Source organism: Aurantimonas marianensis, assembly GCF_024195285.1.
GTDB classification, from domain to species: domain Bacteria; phylum Pseudomonadota; class Alphaproteobacteria; order Rhizobiales; family Rhizobiaceae; genus Aurantimonas; species Aurantimonas marianensis.
The window spans coordinates 1-3,277 of sequence record NZ_JALHBS010000110.1 but is presented as its reverse complement, the minus strand read 5'-3'; the positions used below and the strand labels follow the sequence as shown (position 1 = coordinate 3,277).

3 protein-coding genes and 2 tRNA genes are annotated in these 3,277 nt (G+C 62.3%); 1 reads left to right on the top strand and 4 read right to left on the bottom strand.

The genetic code is table 11. The features are described from left to right. Positions 1 to 120 precede the first annotated feature (120 nt). Entirely contained in the window at positions 121 to 1,314 is a 1,194-nt protein-coding gene (locus MJ956_RS17345) for a tyrosine-type recombinase/integrase (RefSeq protein WP_253965696.1), read from the bottom strand. Between the two features lie 161 nt (positions 1,315 to 1,475). Then, a tRNA-Phe gene (locus tag MJ956_RS17340) sits at positions 1,476 to 1,551 on the bottom strand. 233 nt (positions 1,552 to 1,784) lie between these two features. Here MJ956_RS17340 and MJ956_RS17335 point away from each other — a divergent pair. Beyond that, a tRNA-Thr gene (locus MJ956_RS17335) sits at positions 1,785 to 1,859 on the top strand. Positions 1,860 to 1,997: 138 nt separating this feature from the next. Here MJ956_RS17335 and MJ956_RS17330 read toward each other — a convergent pair. Beyond that, positions 1,998 to 2,654 (bottom strand): helix-turn-helix domain-containing protein, encoded by a 657-nt coding sequence (locus MJ956_RS17330; RefSeq protein WP_253965695.1) that lies wholly within the window; start codon positions 2,652 to 2,654, stop codon positions 1,998 to 2,000. 95 nt (positions 2,655 to 2,749) lie between these two features. Next, the gene (locus tag MJ956_RS17325; RefSeq protein WP_253965694.1) at positions 2,750 to 3,106 is read right to left on the bottom strand and encodes a hypothetical protein; all 357 of its coding nucleotides are present in this window, start codon (positions 3,104 to 3,106) and stop codon (positions 2,750 to 2,752) included. Positions 3,107 to 3,277 lie beyond the last annotated feature (171 nt).

The window sequence follows — 3,277 nt, the reverse complement described above, 5'->3', positions numbered from 1 at the left end:
CCTCGGCATCGTCGGGGGCGCGTTTCTTGTCGCCGCGTGGCGGCACGGCTTTACGCAGCCCGTCCCAGACCTGCCGCTCCGCGCCTGGGCGGCGACGGTGGTCGCCGGGCTCTTGCTCGGCTATTCGTCGCGGCCCGCCTTTAGCCCGTCTAGCAAATTTCCCCACTCCTGCATAAGCGTCACCCGCTGCTCCCAATAGGTGGCGCGGTTGTAGGTCCGCCGGATCGCGTTCTTGTCCTGGTGCGCCAGCACCGCCTCAATTACGTCAGGATCATAGTTGCGGGCGTTGAGTATGGTGCTGGCGGTCACCCGGAAGCCATGAGCGGTCACTTCGTCCTTGCCGTAACCCATACGCCTCAGCGCGGCATTCATGGCGTTCTCCGAAAGCGGGCGCTTGTTCGAACGGATCGAGGGGAAGACTAGGTCGCCGTTCTCGGAAAGCGGCCAGACCTCTCGCAAGACGTGGAGCGCCTGCTTGGATAGTGGCACATCGTGCGGAGCACGCATCTTCATGCGCTCGGCCGGGATGTGCCAGACAGCCTTCTTTCGGTCGAACTCGTCGCGGGCGGCGCCCCGTACCTCGCCGGGACGAACACAGGTGAGGGCGAGGAACTGGAGAGCGGCTTTGAGGGTCGGCCAGCCGTCGTACTCATCAATCGCCACAAGGAGCCGGCCGAATTTTCTTTCATCAGTGATCGCGGCGCGGCCGATGGTTTTCGGCGGCAGGAGAGCGCCTTGAAGGGCCAGGGTGGGGTCGGTATCGGCGCGGAGAGTAACAATCGCCAGCCGAAAGACACTGCCGATCACGCCGCGCAAACGCCGAGCCGTTTCCCGTCGACCACTCTTCTCGATCTTCTGGAGGAACTGGAGACTTTCGGCCGAGGTGATCTCTTTAATGGGACGCTTGGCGAGCGGGTTAGCCAGGTCTTCGAGGAGCCACTTGGTTTTGGTAACTGTGGCCGCCGCCGCGTCCCGTTCCTCCATCCGCTTGACGTATTCCTCGGCGATCAGGCCGAACGTGGTGCGCGCTTCCGTGAAAGCTGTGGCCTTCTCCTCCTTGCGCTTGGTGGAAGGGTCGATGCCGGCGATCAGCAATCTCTTGGCATCGTCACGCCTCTCTCGCGCGTCGAGAAGCGACACTAGCGGGTACTTGCCAAAGGAGAGAATATTTTCCTTCTCCAGGTAGCGATAGCGCAATTGCCAGAGCTTAGAGCCGCTTTTTTGGACGAGGAGATAGAGCCCGTCGCCGTCGGCGAGACGATACGGCTTGACCTTGGGTTTGGCGTTCTTGCAGGCGAAGTCGGAAAGCGGCATGGGTAACGGGCCTACGGGGTAATGGGTAATACCCGGATCGTTACCCACAAACTGATGCGTTGCAACGGTATGCGGAGGGTCATCATGAGCAGCCATAACCAGCTAACTCATTGATTTATCTCAACCAGTGAGACGCCATGAGAAGGGATGGGAAAGGCTAATGGTGCCCAGGGACGGAATCGAACCGCCGACACTGCGATTTTCAGTCGCATGCTCTACCAACTGAGCTACCTGGGCGCCGTTTCGCCGAAACGCCCCGAATGCGGAACGTCAAGCCGGTGAAAGCTCGCGCCTTATAGAAAAGCTCCCGGACGCTGTCCAGCTTTTCGGCGGCAGGGCCTGGAAAAATATGAAGGTGCCGGGCCGCCCCGGTTTGGCGGGCGGGCGGCGGCGGCTTTGGTCGGCCAACACCGCTTTTCCGGCAACCGTCTGTTGACCTGTCAACCGAAATCGGAGAGATAGCGCCCAACGCTGCCGTAGCTCAGTGGTAGAGCACTCCCTTGGTAAGGGAGAGGTCGACAGTTCAATCCTGTCCGGCAGCACCAGTCAGCATTCATCGCGGACGCTCTCCCGTTCTTTTGACCGGCGTCGATTTCGCGCGATGCCCTGCCCGCGGTTCATCTTGCCGGGCGGGTGGCGCGGCGGCGCCCGCCCACCGCTTGTCGGCGCGGGGCGCCGATCCGTCACTCGCCGATGTCGTTGAGCGCGTTGCGTCGCAGGATTTCGATATTGCGGGAATCGGGCAGCTGGATGAGCCCCAGTTCCTTCAGTCTCGTGAACGTCCGCGACACGGTCTCGATGGTCAGGCCGAGATGGTCCGCGATATCCATGCGCGACATCGGCAGATGGATCTGATCCAAATCCCCCTGTCGCTCGGCCATGTCGACGAGGAATGCCGCGAGCCGTTCGATGGCGGCGTGGCGCGAGAGAATCAGAAGATGCTTTTGCATAGCCGTCAGGCTTTGCAGGGCTACCGGGAACAGGTCGCGGGAGACGTCTTCGATCGCCGCCAGGCGAAGCGGGCGGATGCCGGTGGCGTTGATCGCTTCGGCGAAGAACTCGTGATCGAGACGGGCCTCGAAGCCGAAAATCTCGCCGGCCACGTGAAAGGCGCTGATCTGCCGGCGGCCATCCGCCAGCAGGCGAAAGACGCGGACCGCGCCGTACTCGACCCGGTAGATATGTTTGACCGGATCCCCCGCCGCGTAGATTTCCTCGCCTGCCTGACGGAAAGCGACGAGCTGCGGGCGCTGCGAGTCGCACGGGGATGGAAAAGTCGGATGGCCGGCGCCGAAAGGGTGCGTCGGCGAGCGCGCCTGGGAGATTGTGGAAGCGAGCATCGTTGTTCCCCTTTGCTGACCCCGGTGGAGACAACAATGGCGATGATCGTCAGCCTGCGAAATTCGGTTGTGTCCTAAGTAGGATTACGTAGCTGTCAATGGACGCCCGGCTCGCCGGTGATGCTTCCAACCCTTTCGATCAGGGCGTTGCCGAGCAGCGGCTTGGCCATGATCGTCAGGCTGGCGCGGCTGAGCGGAGGCCTGAACCTGTCGACCAGCAGAATCACGGGCTTGCCCAGGCGGTCGAGCGCGTCCCACTGATAGGCATGGTCGCGAACCGCCTTTTCATCGACGACCGCGCAAGCGGCCCGTGCCAAGAGAGGCGATTCAACGGCGGTCGTCAGCCGGGCGTGCGAATCCACCGCGTACAATTCCGCCTCGAGCGCGAATTCGAGCGACCTGCGAAAATCACGGTCGGGCGCCACGACAAGAATCAGGCCAATCGTCGCCAAAACACGGTTCTCTCCGGGACAATCCCACGCGCCGGGCAAGGCCCGACCTTTTCAGTGAGCGTTAGCTGTCCGTCGGGGCACGCGCCTTGCGTCAGATCAATTTGACCCACCCCGATCGCTTGCCGCCGCATGCTCGACATCCAGATCGGCGACGATCGTCATGCGGACGAG